At 64.2% G+C, this 17,414-nt stretch carries 10 protein-coding genes; 7 read left to right on the top strand and 3 right to left on the bottom strand.

What is annotated here, in order from left to right; genetic code table 11:
- Positions 1-26: 26 nt before the first annotated feature.
- Positions 27-1,460 (bottom strand): MFS transporter, encoded by a 1,434-nt coding sequence (locus P3T43_RS12935; RefSeq protein WP_429281435.1) that lies wholly within the window; start codon positions 1,458-1,460, stop codon positions 27-29.
- A gap of 238 nt (positions 1,461-1,698) precedes the next feature.
- Between P3T43_RS12935 and P3T43_RS12930 the strand changes: the two genes are divergently transcribed.
- From P3T43_RS12930 to P3T43_RS12900, 7 genes are all read left to right on the top strand, one after another.
- The gene (locus P3T43_RS12930) at positions 1,699-3,237 is read left to right on the top strand and encodes a sugar ABC transporter ATP-binding protein (RefSeq protein WP_429281434.1); all 1,539 of its coding nucleotides are present in this window, start codon (positions 1,699-1,701) and stop codon (positions 3,235-3,237) included.
- A gap of 19 nt (positions 3,238-3,256) precedes the next feature.
- Positions 3,257-4,282 (top strand): ABC transporter permease, encoded by a 1,026-nt coding sequence (locus P3T43_RS12925; RefSeq protein WP_429281433.1) that lies wholly within the window; start codon positions 3,257-3,259, stop codon positions 4,280-4,282.
- Positions 4,283-4,384: 102 nt separating this feature from the next.
- Positions 4,385-5,326, top strand: a complete 942-nt coding sequence (locus P3T43_RS12920; protein ID WP_429281432.1) for an ABC transporter substrate-binding protein — start codon at positions 4,385-4,387, stop codon at positions 5,324-5,326.
- A gap of 124 nt (positions 5,327-5,450) precedes the next feature.
- Complete coding sequence (locus P3T43_RS12915; protein WP_429281431.1) at positions 5,451-6,749, top strand: L-fuconate dehydratase; 1,299 nt, start codon at positions 5,451-5,453, stop codon at positions 6,747-6,749.
- Between the two features lie 511 nt (positions 6,750-7,260).
- Positions 7,261-8,451: a porin gene (locus P3T43_RS12910; protein ID WP_429281512.1), complete on the top strand. Its 1,191-nt coding sequence runs from the start codon at positions 7,261-7,263 to the stop codon at positions 8,449-8,451.
- Between the two features lie 184 nt (positions 8,452-8,635).
- Complete coding sequence (locus tag P3T43_RS12905) at positions 8,636-10,339, top strand: VRR-NUC domain-containing protein (RefSeq protein WP_429281511.1); 1,704 nt, start codon at positions 8,636-8,638, stop codon at positions 10,337-10,339.
- Complete coding sequence (locus P3T43_RS12900; RefSeq protein ID WP_429281430.1) at positions 10,336-12,822, top strand: helicase C-terminal domain-containing protein; 2,487 nt, start codon at positions 10,336-10,338, stop codon at positions 12,820-12,822. Before P3T43_RS12905 ends, P3T43_RS12900 begins: the two co-directional genes overlap by 4 nt.
- Here P3T43_RS12900 and P3T43_RS12895 read toward each other — a convergent pair.
- Both P3T43_RS12895 and P3T43_RS12890 read right to left on the bottom strand, forming a co-directional pair.
- Entirely contained in the window at positions 12,793-15,537 is a 2,745-nt protein-coding gene (locus tag P3T43_RS12895; protein ID WP_429281429.1) for a mechanosensitive ion channel domain-containing protein, read from the bottom strand. The two genes, P3T43_RS12900 and P3T43_RS12895, sit on opposite strands and share 30 nt — an antisense overlap.
- Before the next feature lie 199 nt (positions 15,538-15,736).
- Positions 15,737-17,332 (bottom strand): MFS transporter, encoded by a 1,596-nt coding sequence (locus P3T43_RS12890; protein ID WP_429281510.1) that lies wholly within the window; start codon positions 17,330-17,332, stop codon positions 15,737-15,739.
- Positions 17,333-17,414 lie beyond the last annotated feature (82 nt).

Genomic DNA, 17,414 nt, shown 5'->3' with positions numbered 1-17,414 from the left:
GTGTGCGGCGGGTGCTGCGTAACCTTTCAGTGACCCGTCCGTGGCGTCGTCCGCAAACTCTTGAGCGTCAATGCCGCCAGCGTGCACGTCACGATCGCTGTAAACAGATACAGCCCGCCCGGACCCGCCATCGCCATGAGCAGCGATGCCAGCGTTGGTCCGCCGCTCGCGCCGAGCGAGAAGATCAGCAGCAGTCCGGCACTGACGGCAATACGCTGACCGGCGGGAATACAGTCGTTGACGTACGACGTCACCACGCCATACAGCGAGAACACCACGCTGACATAGACATAGCCGAGCACTTCGACCAGCAAGCCGCCGTGCAACAGGAACAGCAGGGCGCTGCACGTTGCAGCCAGCACGGTGATGGCCACGATGATGATGCGCCGATCGAACAGGTCGGCCAGTCGCGCCACCGGCCATTGCGGCAGCAACGCGGCAAGCAGCGCAAAACCCATGAAATGGGATACGTCCGTCACCGAATAGCCCAGCTTGCGCATAAACACCGGTTGCATGGAGTAGAAGCCGCTATTGAGCATCCCGGCGGCGAGACAGCCGTAGACGCCAAGCGGGGCCCATTTGTAAACCGTGCTCAAACCCGACAGCCCGCGTGCAAGGCGCGAAGCGCCACCGGTACCCGGCGTTTCCACTGGCGCCGTCGGCATGGGCGCCGTGCCCGCGAGCGCAACCGGTATCAACGAGGCCGAAAACAGCGCGCTGACGACGCTAAAAAGCTCGAACCCGGCGGGATCGGCGAGGCCGATCAGGAACTGTCCAGTGCCCACTCCCAGGTAGTTCATGATCAGATAGGCGGAGAACACCCGCCCGCGTTGGGCGTTGCTCGCCACCTGATGCAGCCAGCTTTCGACCACCGTGAAAATGCCGACGAGGCAAAACCCCATCACGAAGCGCAGCGCTGCCCACACGGCGGCCGAACTCCACGCCGCATAGCCGAGTGCACAGCAAGCCGAAACGGCCGCAAAGGTGACGAAAGCCCGATGATGGCCGACTCGGCCGATCAGCCCGCCGCCCCACAGCGCGCCGACCATGAAGCCCACGTAGTAAGCCGATTGCACGACCCCCACCACCAGCGACGGCGCCTGCTCCTGAATCAGCCGCAACGAGATCAGCGTGCCGAGCAGGCCGTTGCCGGTAATCAGAATGGCATATCCGAACAGCAGGATGGCGGTCGCCTGCAGGCTGCTCGGAGGCGCAGCGGTGCCCGCGGAATTCGCGGGCTGCGCGGGCGGTTGCAGCGTGCCGCCGGGCAGCGGCGCCACCGGCCGGCTGACGGATTCGTTGAGGGTGGGCGTGGACGGCGTTTCCAACGGCGCTTGTTGCGTGGTATCTGCCAGCTCGACCGGTAGGCCGGCCGAGTCGCGGAGCCAGGATTCGTTGGCCGGTTTCATCGTGTGAGTGGGGTGCCGTGCATGGTGCGGTTTCTCGACTGTAATGGCCACGCGTCGCTGCCGCCCGGCAGCAATACGACACGGCCTTGCGGAGAAGCGACGTCGGGTTGCGCGACCAGAGGGCCGGCGCAACGGGCGCGCAGCACATGTTGGCTCAACAGGGCCAATCGAAGCAATTACGCCAATTCACAGAATTGACGCCATCGCTGGCGATATTAGGGAATGCCTAATTGAATCACTGGTGTCGAGCGTCGTAGAATCGCTGCACATCGATTTGAGGGTCCCAGGCATGAGTCTGGCTTCTCGTGGCGATTTTCAAACTCCGCTCATTTCCGTCAAAAGGCTCTGCAAGAGCTTTCCTGGCGTGAGGGCGCTTCACGAAATCCAGTTCGAACTCATGGCGGGCGAAGTCCACGCCCTGATGGGCGAAAACGGCGCCGGCAAGTCGACCCTGATGAAAATCCTCGCCGGCGTGTACACGCGCGATACCGGCGAATTCCTCTGCGACGGCCAGCCCGTCGAATTCTCCAGCCCGCGCGAGGCGCAGGACCTGGGCGTCTGCATCATTCATCAGGAACTGCAACTGATGAATCATCTGAGCGTGGCCCAGAACATGTTCATCGGCCGCGAGCCGCGCGGGCGTCTCGGCCTGTTCCTCGACGAAGACAAGCTCAACGCACAGGCGCGCGAGATCCTCGCCCGCATGCATGTGAATCTGAACCCGCGCGCGCTGGTTGGCAGCCTGACCGTCGCCAGCCAGCAGATGGTCGAGATCGCCAAGGCCCTCTCGTTCGATTCGCGCGTCCTGATCATGGACGAGCCCACTTCGGCCCTGAACGACGCCGAGATCGCCGAACTGTTCCGCATCATCCGCGAACTGAAGAGCCGGGGCGTGGGGATCATCTACATCTCCCACAAGATGGATGAGCTCAAGCAGATCGCCGACCGCGTCACGGTGATGCGCGACGGCGAATACGTGGCCACCGTCGCCGCCAAAGACACCAGCGTCGAAGCGATCATCGGCATGATGGTGGGCCGCACGCTCGCCGACCTCGAACCTTCCCACAGCGTGACGGGTGACGGCGAGGTCGCACTCGAAGTCAGACACCTGCACGCCGGGCCGCTCGTCCGGGACGTGAGCTTCACATTGCGCCAAGGCGAGATACTGGGTTTTGCCGGCTTGATGGGCGCGGGCCGTACGGAGGTCGCGCGAGCGGTATTCGGTGCCGATCCGGTCGAATCGGGCGAAATCATCGTGAATGGCGTCAAGGCGACCATCAGGACGCCGAGCGATGCGGTGGCGCGCGGCATTGGCTATCTCTCGGAAGACCGCAAGCGCTTCGGCCTCGCGACCGGGATGGACGTCGAATCGAACATCGTCATGTCCAATCTGCGCAAATTCCTTTCGCTCAACTTTTTCCTGCGCCGCAAGCAGATGCGCCGCACCGCCACGCATTTCATCAAGCTGCTCGCGATTCGCACGCCCTCGGCGGCCCAGCCGGTGCGGCTGCTGTCGGGCGGCAACCAGCAGAAAATCGTCATCGCGAAATGGCTCGAACGCGACTGCGACGTGCTGTTCTTCGACGAACCGACGCGCGGCATCGACGTCGGCGCCAAAAGCGAAATCTACAAGCTGCTGCGCGCGCTTGCCGCCGAAGGTAAGGCAATCGTCATGATTTCCTCGGAATTGCCGGAGATCCTGCGCATGAGCGACCGAGTCGTCGTGATGTGCGAGGGCCGCATTACCGGCGAACTGTCCGCCAGCGAGGCGACCCAGGAGCGCATCATGCATCTCGCGACGCAGCGCGAAACCCTACAAGCAGCGTGAGCCTGGAGAGGCCAACTTCATGACACAGCCATCGGATACAACGGCGTTCGGCAGCAAGGACACGGTTTCGGGCCTGCGAGCCAGGATCTTCGCCCCCGCCGCGCTGCAAAAGCTGCTCGCGTTCGGCAGCCTGATCCTGCTGCTGGTCTTTTTCAGCTTCGCCTCGCCCTCGTTCATGCAGATGGACAACATGCTGGGGATTTTGCAGGCGACGGCGGTCAACGGCGTGCTGGCGATTGCCTGTACGTTCGTCATCATCACCGGCGGCATCGACCTGTCGGTCGGTACCTTGATGACCTTCACCGCGGTCATTTGCGGCGTGTTTCTGACCAACTGGCATCTGTCGATGTGGACCGGCGTCGTGGCGGCAATCGGCACGGGCGCGATCTGCGGCAGCATTTCCGGCACGCTCACGGCGAAAATGAAGATTCCGCCGTTCATCGCCACGCTGGGCATGATGATGTTGCTGAAAGGGCTTTCGCTCGTCGTCTCCGCCGACAAGCCAATCTATTTCACCGACACCGACAACTTTTCGATGATCTCGCAGGATTCGCTGATCGCCTATGTCCTGCCGAGCGTGCCGATTCCCAACGCGGTCCTGATCCTGTTTTTCCTCGCGGTCGCGAGTTCGATCACGCTCAATCGCACGGCGCTTGGCCGCTATACGTTCGCGCTCGGCAGCAACGAGGAGGCGGTGCGTTTGTCCGGTGTGAATGTCGACCGCTGGAAGATTGCCATTTACAGCCTCGGCGGGGCCATTTGCGGGGTCGCCGGGTTGCTGATCGCCTCGCGCCTGAATTCAGCCCAGCCGGCGTTAGGCCAGGGTTACGAACTCGAAGCGATCGCCGCGGTGGTGATTGGCGGGACGTCGCTCAGCGGCGGTTCGGGCACGATTCTCGGCACGATCATCGGCGCTTTCATCATGAGCGTACTGACCAATGGGCTGCGCATCCTGTCGGTCGCGCAGGAGTGGCAGATCGTGGTGACCGGTCTCATCATCATTCTCGCGGTCTATGCGGATATCTTGCGCCGCAGGAAAGGCTGACGCTGCGGGCTGAAGCGGCGGGCCAATCAGGATTATGAAAAGGGAGCGCCACAGGCTCCCTCAACGGCTGCAGGTTGATGGCCACCTTAGGAGGAGAGACCCATGTTGAAAAGAAGACTGATTGGCGTCGCGGTTGGCGTCGGCGCGCTCGTTGGCGGGACCAGTTTCGCGCTTGCGGACGAACCGTATATCCCGCTTATTTCGAAGGGCTTCCAGCATCAGTTCTGGCAGGCAGTGAAAGCCGGTGCGGAGCAGGCCGCCAAGGAGCAGAACGTCAGAATCACCTTCGAGGGGCCGGAAACCGAGGCGATGGTCGACAAGCAGATCGACATGCTCTCGGCCGCGCTCGCCAAGAAGCCCCAGGCGCTCGGCATTGCCGCGCTCGACAGCAAGGCCGCCATTCCGCTCCTGAAGCGGGCCCAGGCGCAAAAGATTCCTATCATCGCGTTCGACTCGGGCGTGGACAGCACGATTCCGCTCACCACCTGCGCGACGGATAACCTCGCGGCGGCCGCGCTTGCCGCCGACAAGATGGCTGAGGCCATCGGCGATTCCGGCGACGTGGGTCTGATCGTGCACGATCAGACCAGCCGCACCGGCGTCGATCGCCGCGACGGCTTTCTGAACGAGATGAAGGCGAAGCATCCGAACGTGAAGATCGTCTCGGTCCAGTATGGCGGCGGCGACCATCTGAAGTCCGCGGAAATCGCCAAGACGATGATTCAGGCCAATCCTAATCTGAAGGGCATTTTCGGCTCGAATGAAGGCTCGGCGGAAGGCGCCGCGATCGGCGTCAAGGAATCGGGCAAGAAGCTCGTCCTGATCGGCTACGACTCGGGCAAGGAGCAAAAGGACGACATCAATTCGGGCGTGATGTACGGCGCGATTACGCAGAACCCGATCGGCATCGGCAAGTGCGTGGTCGACTCCGCCGTGAAGGCGCTCAAGGGCGAGACGCTGCCCAAGAAGGTGGACACGGGCTTCTACTGGTACGACAAGAGCAATATGACGGACCCGAAGATCGCCGCCGTGCTCTACGATTGAGCGGTATTGCCGCAGTGTGGTGAGAGAGGAAGGGTCGGGGCGCCTTGGGGTGCCACGGCCCTCGTTGTTTCATGCCAGCGCGTTGGGTTGGCAGTCGATTGCTGTTCGAGAGGAGGGGATTCAGATGCCCACGATCACCAGCCTGTCCGTCCGGGACATTCGCTTCCCGACCTCGCGCTCGCTCGACGGTTCCGATGCGATGAACGCCGCGCCGGATTATTCGGCTACCTACGTAACGCTCGAAACCGATTCGCCGCAGTCGCTGACCGGCCATGGCCTGACCTTCACCACTGGACGCGGCAACGAGATCTGCGTGGCGGCGGTGCAGGCACTGGCGCCGCTCGTCGTGGGCAAGTCGCTGGAGGAGATCGCGGCGGACATGGGCGCTTTCTGGCGCACGCTGACTTCGGATAGCCAGTTGCGCTGGATCGGTCCGGACAAGGGCGCCATTCATCTGGCCACCGCAGCCGTCGTGAATGCGGCCTGGGATCTGTGGGCGAAAGCAGAGGGCAAGCCGGTGTGGAAGCTGCTGGTCGACATGAGTCCCGAGGAACTCGTGCGCTGCCTCGATTTCCGCTACGTCACCGACGCGATCACGCCGCAAGAGGCGATTGCCATGCTGCATCGTCATGCGCGCACGCGCAGCCAGCGTGAACAGGAGATGCTGGCGCACGGCTACCCGGCTTATACGACGTCGGCCGGCTGGCTCGGTTACGACGACGACAAGATCCGCCGGCTCGCCCGTGAAGGCGTCGCGCAGGGCTGGACCCATTTCAAGCAGAAGGTGGGCGGCAACCTCGAGGAAGATATGCGCCGCGCCCGCATCCTGCGCGAGGAAATCGGCGCGGACCGCAAGCTGATGATGGACGCGAACCAGGTGTGGGACGTCGACGAGGCGGTGGCGAACATGCGGCGCCTCGCGCAATTCGATCCATGGTGGATCGAGGAGCCCACCAGCCCCGACGATGTTCTTGGCCACGCGGCGATTCGCCAGCGGCTTCGGCCCATTGGCGTCGCGACGGGAGAGCATTGCCAGAACCGTGTGATGTTCAAGCAGTTGCTGCAGGCGCAGGCCATCGACTTCTGCCAGGTGGATAGCTGCCGGCTGGGCGGTCTCAACGAGGTGATCGTCGTCCTGCTGATGACGGCGAAGTTCGGCGTGCCGGTGTGCCCGCACGCGGGCGGTGTGGGTTTATGCGAGTACGTTCAGCATATTTCGCTGTTCGACTATATCTGCGTGTCGGCTTCGCTGGACAACCGGGTGCTGGAGTATGTGGATCATCTGCACGAGCATTTCGTCGATCCGGTCGTGATCCGCAACGGCCGGTATATGCCGCCGCAACGTCCCGGCTACAGCATTGAGATGCATGCGGCGTCGCTCGATGAGTTTCATTTTCCTGAGGGGCCGGCGTGGCAACCGTAAAACGGCGGCCGCGAAGCTTTTGCTGCTTCGCGCCTCATGGTGAGACCGGCAGATTTGTTTGGGCAGCGCAATCTGAAAGGTCACTGTGCGGCGCAAAATTAAATTTTCCATATCGCGATAATTAATCTTTCAGATCAAATCGCTCGCTGGACGAAATGATTAATTTCGGTTTCCGTGTGATGGTATTAATCGCCCATTGAGTGCATTAATTCCGCTCGTGGTAGATTTGCGACAAGCCGGAGATTTCGCAATAGATCCGCAGGCCGCGCAATCGCGTATCACCCAGCTAGCATTGCATCCCAATCCCCGCAACTTCCCATGGAAAAGGCCTGAGCGCGGCATTGTTAAAATCTCGTGAATAATTATCCTTAAAATGTGGAAATCTGAGTTCCTCGATTATCCAGTTCGATGCAATTAACCCCAACCCTATACTTCGCTCGTCTTTTTTCACGGCGATCGCCGATCGTCTGGTGAGACAAACGAACTTGAAACGGGGTGGGGTTTGATCAAGATGCGATATCTGGCCGCGGCGTCGGCCATGCTGGTAGCCGGGGCGGCACACGCGCAAAGCAGCGTGACGCTATTTGGGCTCATCGATACGGGCGTCGTTTATCAGAACGACGCGCGCGTGAATGCTTCAAGCGGCAAGTCGCCGGGGGCCAGCGCCTGGTCGATGCAAAGCGGCAACGTCTTCACGTCGCGTTGGGGCTTGCGCGGCTCGGAAGATCTCGGCGGCGGTCTATACGCGGTCTTCTGGCTGGAGAATGGTTTCAACGTAGACAGCGGCGCGCTGAAGAACGGTGGCGACCTGTTCGGCCGGCAAGCGTGGGTGGGTCTGCGTTCGAGCCAGTACGGTACGGTTTCGCTCGGCCGTCAATACGATTTCATGGTCGATTACATCGCACCGATGAGCGCGACGGGTTCGGGTTTCGGCGGCAATCTGGCCACCCACGTGTATGACAACGACAACCTGAACAACGACCTGCGTCTGAATAACGCGCTCAAGTTCAGCAGCGCCTCGTTCGGCGGCTTCAAGGCGGGCGCGATGTATGCGTTCTCCGGCGAGGCAGGCGGCTTCGCGAACAACAGCGCGTACAGCCTGGGCACGAGCTATACGTACGGCGGCTTCAATGTCGCGGCCGCGTACCTGCAGATCAACCGGACCTCGCAGCCTTCGCTCGCAAATGCATCGGGCGCTGTGAGCACGGGCGATGGCGACCAGCTCACGACCGGCGGCAGCCAGCAGATCTTCGGTGCCGGTGCGCACTACAATTTCGGCAGCGCTTCGGTCGGCGCCGTCTGGACCCATTCCGTCACGAACAATGTGACGGGCATCTGGCAAGGCGGCAGCACCTCGACCGGCGCGATTGCGGGCAACTACATCAAGTTCGACAACTTCGAAATCAACGGTCGCTATTTCGTGCGGCCGGACTTTAGCCTGGGTGCGTCATACACCTACACGACGGGTGGCTTCGGCGGCGCGTCGAAGGGCTTCACGTCGGCCACGCCGCATTGGAACCAGGTGATGGCGCAGGCCGATTATCTGCTTTCGCCGCGTACCGATGTCTACCTGGAAGGTGTCTATCAGCGCGTCGGTGGAGGCAACGGTAACGCTGCATTCGACGCCAGCGTCTATAGCCTCGATCCGTCTTCGGGTAACTCGCAAGTGGTCGTTGCGGTGGGTCTGAAGCATCGCTTCTGATCGACGACGCTTTGCGTCACCCTGCGGCACGTCGTCAGGCGCGCCGCAGGGTGACAGGCGGCTGCGCCCAAGCCGCGCGGGGTTTGCTATCATATACTGTATAAACATACAGTCTCTGTGAATGCCCGTGGTGACAGACGCTTTTGATGCACCCTCCTTTGTGCCTTCCCTTGCGCCTTCCGGGTTGCCTTCAACCCAGTCGGACGCGTCTTCGCCGCCTCCCGGCGCACCTTATTACCTGCTCAATTTTGAGCGTGCGCTGGCATGGCTTGCCGAGCGCTACGACGATGTCTTCGGCGCGGACGAGCGCCTCTTTCTTAACGCATTCAGTCGCTTGCCCCAGGCTTCACGGGCGCTGCTCGTGCGGATGCTGATGCGCAAAGGCACGCTGTTCAGGGCCAGCCGCCTGAATTACGACGAGATCGGATGTTCGCGGCAAGCCGCTGCACCGCTCATCGCGCTCGGCTGGATCGATGACGCGCCGCAGCTGAGCCTCGATGAATTATTCGGCCTGGCTACGCGGCCCGAACTACTGCAGATCTTTGCGAATATCCCGCTGCGCAAAGACTGCCGCAAGTCGGACCTGCGCGACGCGCTGCAGGCCACCTACGACACCGCGCGACCATACAGGATGTGGAATCCACACAGTGCCGACTGCGTATTCGACGTCACCATCGCGCCGTTGTGCGAACGGCTGCGCCTGATGTTCTTCGGCAATCTTCACCAGGACTGGACGGAATTCGTGCTGGCCGATCTGGGCGTGTTCCAGTATGAGGCGGTGGCCTTCGCGCCGTCGTCGCGCGCCTTTCAGCAGCGTGCCGATGTGGACGGCTACCTGGCCTTGCACGCATGCGGTGAGGCGCTCGATACGCTTGCCGAGGGCGCGTCCGTCGAGCCAATCGTGGCGGAAATTGCCGCCATCGAAACCGGCAACGCCTGGCTCGACATGCGCCGCGCGAAGCTGCTGTTTCGCATCGGCCAGCATTGCGAGCGGCGGCAGGACTGGGATGCGGCGCTGGCTGTCTACGCGGGCTGCCTGTGGCCAGGCGCACGGCATCGGCACATGCGGGTGCTCGAACGCAGCGGTCAATTCGAAGCGGCCTTGACGGCAGCGTTACAGGCCGCCGACGCGCCGGGCAGCGAAGAGGAGCGCCAGCGTGTCGCGCGGATGCTGCCGCGGTTGCAGCGCCGCCTGGGTCAGCCGGTGGCGCGGGCGGCGGGCGCAAGGGCCATCGAGCGTAGCGCACTGGTTCTGAGCCGCCCCACCGCACCGTGCAGCGTCGAATACGCGGCGCGCGACTCTCTGAGTAGTCCGCAGGCGCCGGTGCACTACGTCGAGAATGCGCTGATCAATTCGCTCTTCGGTCTGTTGTGCTGGGAGCCGGTGTTTGCGGCGCTGCCTGGCGCGTTTTTCCACCCGTTTCAGCGCGGCTCCGCGGATCTGCACGCGCCCGATTTCCAGGCGCGCCGCGCGGTCCAGTTCGACGCCTGTCTTGCGCAGCTGGATAGCGGCGCGTACCGCGCGACCATCTTGCGGCATCTGGAGAGCAAGGCAGGGCGGCAGTCGCCGTTCGTGTTCTGGGGCATGTTGACACCCGAACTGGTCGCGCAGGCGCTCGACTGCCTGCCGGCCGCACATCTGAAACTATGGTTCGAACGGTTGCTGCGCGACATCCGCAGCAACCGCTCGGGTCTGCCCGATCTGATCCGCTTCTGGCCTGCCGAGCGGCGTTACGAGCTGATCGAGGTGAAAGGGCCCGGCGACCGTCTGCAGGACAACCAGATTCGTTGGCTCGAATACTGTGCGCAGCACGGCATGCCGGTGCGCGTGCTCGACGTGCGCTGGGCCGACGAGGTACAGATCGACGGTGCCGAGGCGGCGGCATGAGTTACGTCGTCGCGGTGCGGGCATTGTGCGAGTTCACGGCGCGGCGCGGCGACCTCGATCTGCGCTTTACGCCTGCGCCGAGCGCGGCCGAAGGGATTGCCGGACACGCGATCGTCGCCGCGCGCCGCGACAGCGGCTACGAGGCGGAAATCACGCTGACCGGCACGCATCGCAGTTTGAACGTGCGAGGCAGGGCGGATGGATACGACGGCGCGCTCAACCGGCTGGAGGAGGTCAAGACCTATCGCGGCGACCTAGCGGCGATGCCGGACAATCACCGTGCCTTGCATTGGGCGCAAGCGCTCGTCTATGGACATCTGCTGTGCCAGACACGCGGATTGACGGAGTTGCAAGTCGCGCTTGTGTATTTCGACATTGGCAGCCAGAAGGAAACCGTGCTGACGCAGCGGCATGACGCGGCTTCGCTGGAAGCGTTTTTTGTCGAGCAGTGCGAACGGTTTATCGACTGGGCGATGCGGGAGGAAGCACATCGAAGCGCGCGCAACACGGCGTTGGGCGCACTGGCGTTTCCGTACGGTGAGTTTCGTAGCGGTCAGCGCGAACTGGCGGTGTCGGTCTTCCGCGCCGCGCGGGATGGGCACAATCTGATGGCGCAGGCGCCCACTGGGATCGGCAAGACGCTGGCGACGATTTTTCCGCTGCTGAAGGCCTGCGCGGCGGATCAGGTCGAGCGGATCTTTTTCCTGACCGCGAAAACGCCGGGGCGTTCGCTTGCGCTGGATGCGGTTGAGATGTTGCATGCTAGTGCTAGTGCTAGTGCCAGTGCTAGTGCTAGTGCGAGTGCTAGTGCGAGTGGCTGTGCCAGCGGCAACGCTGGCGCTAACGCCGGCGCCCACGCTAACGCCAACGCCAACGCCAACGGCGAGACAACGACGCCGATCAAAGCAGATACGCCTACCGCCGCCTCGCCACTGCCATTGCGCACGCTCGAACTGGTGGCGCGCGACAAAGCCTGCGAACATCCGGACAAAGCCTGTCACGGCGACGCCTGTCCGCTCGCGCGCGGCTTCTACGATCGCCTCGACGCCGCGCGCAGCATGGCATTGTCCGTGCACCGTCTGGACCGCGCGGCGGTGCGCAACGCGGCGCTTGCGCACGATGTCTGTCCGTACTACCTCTCGCAGGAACTGGCGCGCTGGAGCGACATCGTGGTGGGCGATTACAACTACTACTACGACAGCAGTGCGTTGCTCTATGCGCTGACGCAGGTCAACCAGTGGCGGGTGGCGGTACTCGTCGACGAGGCGCACAACCTGCTCGACCGGGCGCGGCGGATGTACACGGCGTCGCTGGAGCAAGGCGCATTCCGGGCCGCCCGCAAGAGCGCGCCTACGGCGCTGGTGAAGCCGCTCGAGCGCCTGAACCGCGAGTGGAATGCACTCAATCGTGCGCAAACGGACGCGTATCAGGTGCATCCCGATGTGCCGCCGCGTTTCCTCGCCGCGGCGCAGAATCTGATTGGCGCCGTCACGGAGCAGTTGTCTGAAGCGCCGCTTTCCATCGACGAGGCCCAACTGCGTTTCTACTTCGATGCGATGCACTTCGTGTCGCTCGCGGAGCAGTTCAGCGAACATTCGGTGTTCGACACGACGCTCGCGCCCGAGCGCCACGTCGCTCGTCGCAGCGGCGCTGCACAAGCCGGCTTTTTGCACTCAGAAGGTCTGACGGGCAGTCCCACGTCGCGGTCGAAAACCGCCTCAACGCTCTGCGTGCGCAACGTGATCCCTGCGCCGTTTCTCGTTCCGCGCTTTGCCGCCGCGCGCACCACCGTGATGTTCTCCGGCACGCTCAGTCCGCATCATTTCTATCGCGACACGCTCGGGCTCGGCGAGGAAACCCGCTGGCTCGACGTCGAGGGACCATTCCGCGCGGAACAACTGAAGGTGCATGTCGCGAGCCACGTATCGACGCGCTGGCGCGATCGCGAGCGCTCGCTCGTGCCGATCGTCGATCTGATCGCCCGGCAGTATGCCGGCCAGCCGGGCAATTACCTGGGTTTCCTGAGCAGTTTCGAGTATCTGCAGCGCGTCGAGGCATTGATGCGCGAACGCTACCCGGAAGTGCCGGTCTGGGCACAGGAACCGGGCATGGACGAGGCGGCGCGCGAGGCCTTTCTCGCGCGCTTCAGGGCGATGGGTCGCGGCGTGGGATTCGCCGTGCTCGGCGGCGCGTTTTCGGAAGGTGTGGACCTGGTGGGCGAGCAACTGATCGGCGCATTTATCGCCACGCTCGGTTTGCCGCAGATGAACGACGTCAACGAACAGATGCGCCGCACCATGGAGGCGAAGTTCGGCAATGGCTACGACTACATGTACCTTTTCCCGGGCTTGCAGAAGGTGGTGCAGGCGGCGGGGCGGGTGATTCGCACCGAACAGGACGTGGGTGTCGTGCATCTGATCGACGACCGCTACCGACGTCCCGAGGTGCGCCGCCTATTGCCGCGCTGGTGGCAGGTTCCGTGAAGCCGGCGCAGTCACGGGGTTCGGTGCATCCGGCACCGCGTCGTCCGTATTTCCGCCGGGCATACCGCCGCTCTGGACAAACACCGTCCGTTGCGGATTCGCGATCTGAATACCGCGCGCCTGAAACTGCTCGGCCACACGCCGGTTGAATTCGCGCTGGACGCCCCAGCGTCCGCTGTCGCGGCACTGGATCTGGCCGCTCATGGTGATCGCCGAGCCGTCTACCGAATCGATGCCCCAAAAGGCGAAGTCGGACAGGATGCCGTCCTTGAACTGCGGATCCTCGCGCAAGGACGCGCCGATTTCCTTGAGCGTGGCGATCGCCAGATCGACGTCCTGGCCATAGATGATGCTGACCTTCACCGCCGCGTTGCCGAGACCGCGGTTGGTGTTGTTCACGGTCGACACCGAACTGAACGGCACCGTGTACAGCGAGCCGTCGCCGCCGCGCAGGCGCACGGTGCGAATCGACAGGTATTCGACGGTGCCCGATACGCCCGCGAGCGTCACCCAGTCGCCTACCTGCAGGGCGTTTTCCATCAACAGAAAGATGCCGGTGATGAAATCCTGCACCAGTTTTTGCGAGCCGAAACCCAGCGCGACGCCGAAGATGCTGGCGCCCGCCAGCAGCGGCCCGATGTTCACGCCGATTTCGCTGAGTCCCGTGAGGATCACCACCAGCGCGATCACGACGAACAGCAGGCTGCGCAGCATCGGCAACAAGGTGCGCAGACGCGCGGCGCGCACCACGTCGCCGGTTTTGGTCCATTGATGCAGACGCCGCTCGACCGTCACGTTGGCCGCTTCCCAGACGAACAGCGCGACGGCCGCCGCCACCGCGATGGTGACGACCGCCGAGGCGAGCCGGTGGCCGATGGTGCCGCTCGCGAACAGCACGGCGACGTTCGCGCCCCAGACCTGCAGCAGCAGCAGTGCGGTGACGATGCCGACCAGCCACGACACGATGCGGCGCAACAGCGGGTAATAACGGTAGGCGTGCTGATGAACGAGCGAGTCGCTGGTCTGCTGATCCTGTCCGTCGAACGTGCGCGCGAGTGCGCCGAAGATCACGATCGACACGACGCGCGCGCCCACCAGCACGGCAATCGATATACCGCCGAGATGAAGCAGCGCGTGATAGCCGTTACGCACGTCGAGCGCCCAGACGAACCACAGCGCCATGACGACGAACACGCCGATCCCGGCCCATGAATCGGCCAGTGCGTTCCCGATCACCGACAGCGACGCGCTGGCTGAACTGCGCGCGCGGATCCGCGAGGCGACCGGGCGGCGGCATTGCAGGATCAGCATCGCGATCATCAGGTGGCCAACCAGCGTGACGACTTTCATCAGGGCGAGATGGGCATCCTCGTTCAGGCCGAGGACCGCAGCCGTGTCGGCCAGCGCCGAGCCCGCGCCGACCACGCTGACGAAAATCACCGCCCAGCGCTGCGTAAAGGCGGCCCACACGGTGCACATCTGCAACAGGCGCAGGCGAGGCGCGTCGGGTTGCAGAAAGAAGCCGCTGACGATAACGGCCACGCGGCACAACACGTAGATGTCGATCAGCGAATCGAGCGCGCGGTCTTGCGCGGTGCCCTCGTCCGTGATGAACGACATCAGCAGGCTCGCCGCGCCGATAAAGACGCCCAGCGGGATGAACCTAACCAGCATGCGCAACGCGGCGCGCGGCAGGCGGCGCAGCAACGAATAATGGTGAAGCGCGTGGCGAACGGCGTCGTCGGCTGGTGACGCCGCGCTCGGCGGAGTGGACCCGGTGGCGGCCGGCGGCGTGGTGGCACTCGCGAGCGAGGGACCCGTGGCGCCGACTGAAGGCGTGCCCGCCGAGGCGGCCGCTGCACGCGGCGTGCGGGTCGAAGGCGCGGCGCCGGCCGCGGCCAGTTCCTCGTCCGCCGTGACAGAAGTTTCGTCGTCGTTGTTCGTCGTGGTGTCCGGGGCGCTGTTGTAGTCCAGCGTGGTATCCAGCGCGGTGCGGCTAGAGGTGCTATCCGTGGGGCGCGGGTTATCCGCAGTGGGGTCCAGCGCGGCGCGGCTGGCGACATTCTCCACGGGAGCGGGCGTGGCCTGCGCGGCGACCGCCGCCAGCGTCGCTTCCGACGGCTCGTCGAGGAACAGCTCGCGCGGATCGACGTTACGGCGCACCGCCAGCGCAGTGAGTGCACGGCGGAGCAGACGGCGCGTGATCCATTCCAGCGCCAAGGCAGGCAGCAACGCACCCAGCACCGACAGCAGGATGTTGCCCAGTAGCGTCCGTTGCTGCGGATTGCTCAACAGATCGGACCACCATCCGCGCACGGACGACACATCGAGCAGGGCCGCCAGCGAACTGCGCAACGCCCCCGCAACCTGAACCGCTCCATGCGCGCCTTGGCGCGCCAGTTGAGACGCGAGTCCGTTCGATTCGAGCGCGTCATGGACGGCCGCCGCCGCGCCGCTAGCCGGCGCCGGCGTCGAGGCGGCAAGCGGCGCGGAAGCCGGCGGCGCACTGAGCGCGCCGGCTGCGGCGATCGCATGCAGGGTGTCGGCGATCTGTGCGCGCCGTTGCGGATCGTTGAGGACCACCAGCGCCTGCCGCGCCTGCTCGGGTGTCAGCGTGACGGCCGGCGTGGCGGAGGCGGCGGCCGGCTGCGTCGTGGCAGCGAAGACCGGCGCGGCGAGGAGAATCAATAACCAGACGACGAGGAATTTGCGCATAGAGGATAGGCAGGACGGCAGCGATGAGCGGCGCCGTCAGGATGCAGGCCGATTCGGCCGAAAAAATCTGACTATAAGACGACAGCGGTCTTGCTACGCAAGTTCCGCACACAGGGGACCGATTGGGGATAAATCAGTCTGGCGGGGCGTGCGTCAGTGAATCGTAAGCGCGGGTGCTATGAGGATTATGCACGCCCGCTCAGTGGCGCGGCTGGATCGTGGCGGCGGCAACGGCTGCGCCCGCCAGCGCGCACGCCGCCGACACCAACGCGACCGCGCGCAGCGCCGCGCCGAGCGCGTCGGCCTGCGCGGCCCGTGCGTCCGCAAGCGCTGGTTGCGCATCCGGCTGAGACTGTGCGGACGCTTGCAGGGCGTCCTCGCTGGCGACGGCGGCGTGGCTGCCTTGGCTGCCTTGGCTGGCAGCAGTGCCGAGCCGCGCGGCCAGCGTCGCGTCGTGCGACCACACGAACACAATGCCGAGCACCGCAATGGCGAGCAGACTCGCCACCCGGGCGATGGCGTTGTTGATGCCGGACGCGAGGCCGGTACGCGTGGATGCGACGGCGGCCATGACGGTGGTGGTCAGGGGCGCGATCGTGATGGTCATGCCTAAACCCAGCACGGTGAGCGCCGGAAAGCAACCCGTCCAGTAGTCGCCGCGCACCCATGGCAGCGCGAGCATCGCAAAGCCCGCCGCGGCTACCACCGGGCCCGCCGTGAGTAGCGCACGCGCGCCGTACCGTTGCGTCAGATTGCCGGTGAAGCGCGACAGCAGGCCGATCGTGATGGGCATCGGCAACAGCGCGGCCCCTGCAGCGGTGGCGCTATATCCATAGGCGCGAATCAGCGTGAAGGGCAGAAAGAACAGTGCGCCGCCGAGGCCGAAGTAAAGCAGCAAGGTCACCAGATTGGCGCCGACGAAATCGCGCGATCGAAACACATCGAGCGGCACCATCGGATTGCGGCTCTTCGCTTCGATGGCGAGGAATCCGCCCAGCACGATCACACCTGTACCGATCAGGCCGAGCACGCGCGGATCGGCGAAGCCGCGCGTCGAGGCGATCGTCAGACCATACGTGAAGGTGCCGAGGCCCACGGCGGCGGTTACAGCCCCGAGCCAGTCGAGCTGCTCCGGCGAGCCGGCTTTGTGACTGTCCGGCACCGAGGCGAGCGCCAGCGCGACTGTTGCACAGGCAATCGGCACGTTGAGAAAGAAGATCGCCCGCCACGAAAACGTATCGACCAGCCAGCCGCCCGCCACTGGCCCGACGGCGGAGGTGATCGCGCCGATTCCGGCCCACGTGCCGATCGCGTTGCCGCGCTCGTGCTCGTCGAACACGGCGCCGATAATCGCCAGGCTGCTCGGCACCAGCAGCGCCGCGCCGACCCCTTGCACCGCGCGAGCGACGATCAGTACGCCCGCTTGCGGCGCCAATCCGCAGCCGATCGACGCCAGCGTAAACAGGCCGATACCGGTGACAAAAATCGTGCGCCTGCCGAGTTTGTCGCCGAGCGAACCGCCCACCAGCACCAGCGCGCCCAGAAACAGCAGATACGCGTTGACCACCCACTGGATTGCCGCGACGCTGGCGCCGAGTTCGGCCTGGATCGACGGTAACGCGACGTTGACCACCGAGCCGTCGATAAACGCCATGCTGGAGCCGAGAATCGTCGCCGCGAGCGCGAGCCGCTTATGCCGGCAGGCACACGCGCGCGCGACCGGCTGGGCGCCGATGACGAGTGCATCGCACGGGCTCGCCTGCGAGGCGATGCCAGGCGAGCTTCGTGCGGGCATGCGGGGAAGCTGCGGATGGGTCAAGCCGACTCCTGCGCGAATGATCTCTGTGCAGCATAGCAATGTTCAGCCAGCCCATCCC

This window comes from Paraburkholderia sp. GAS41 (assembly GCF_050436545.1).
In the GTDB taxonomy this organism is placed as follows: Bacteria; Pseudomonadota; Gammaproteobacteria; order Burkholderiales; family Burkholderiaceae; genus Paraburkholderia.
This window is presented reverse-complemented; position numbering and strand designations above follow the sequence as displayed.

Excerpts from the sequence above, each read along its gene's own strand:
- P3T43_RS12925 (WP_429281433.1), top strand. The coding sequence starts at position 3,257 with ATGACACAGCCATCGGATACAACGGCGTTCGGCAGCAAGGACACGGTT.
- P3T43_RS12920 (WP_429281432.1), top strand. The coding sequence starts at position 4,385 with ATGTTGAAAAGAAGACTGATTGGCGTCGCGGTTGGCGTCGGCGCGCTC.
- P3T43_RS12895 (WP_429281429.1), bottom strand. The coding sequence starts at position 15,537 with ATGCGCAAATTCCTCGTCGTCTGGTTATTGATTCTCCTCGCCGCGCCG.
- P3T43_RS12910 (WP_429281512.1), top strand. The coding sequence starts at position 7,261 with ATGCGATATCTGGCCGCGGCGTCGGCCATGCTGGTAGCCGGGGCGGCA.
- P3T43_RS12900 (WP_429281430.1), top strand. The coding sequence starts at position 10,336 with ATGAGTTACGTCGTCGCGGTGCGGGCATTGTGCGAGTTCACGGCGCGG.
- P3T43_RS12930 (WP_429281434.1), top strand. The coding sequence starts at position 1,699 with ATGAGTCTGGCTTCTCGTGGCGATTTTCAAACTCCGCTCATTTCCGTC.
- P3T43_RS12890 (WP_429281510.1), bottom strand. The coding sequence starts at position 17,332 with ATGCCCGCACGAAGCTCGCCTGGCATCGCCTCGCAGGCGAGCCCGTGC.
- P3T43_RS12915 (WP_429281431.1), top strand. The coding sequence starts at position 5,451 with ATGCCCACGATCACCAGCCTGTCCGTCCGGGACATTCGCTTCCCGACC.